General features: G+C 53.3%; 1 pseudogene. It reads right to left on the bottom strand.

The features are described 5' to 3' along the window. A pseudogene (locus Q4563_RS19070) lies at positions 1 to 289 on the bottom strand (calcium/sodium antiporter); the annotation flags it as partial.

Genomic DNA, 289 nt, shown 5'->3' with positions numbered 1-289 from the left:
CCCCAGACCAGAGCCTTGGAGCTGGCCATCAGGCAGACCAGTCCGGAGACGAGCCAGAAAACAGCCATTTTGGTGGGCAGCGATTCAATTTCTGCGGCTTCATCTTCGTCGACAATGGGTTCACCACTCTCATCGGACTCCTGGAACAGGATGTACATGGTGGCGACCAGACCGGCCAGCAGAAGGAGGGAATCAACATAACTCAATTCCAGGTCGGCAAGTGTCAAGCCCGCCAGAATGCTGACCAGCAACAACAGTGGCAGTTCTTTGCGAAGTAATTTCTTTTTCA

It is taken from the genome of Gilvimarinus sp. 1_MG-2023 (assembly GCF_030548285.1).
The sequence above is the reverse complement of the archived record's forward strand: the minus strand, read 5'-3'. Positions and strand labels throughout refer to the sequence as shown.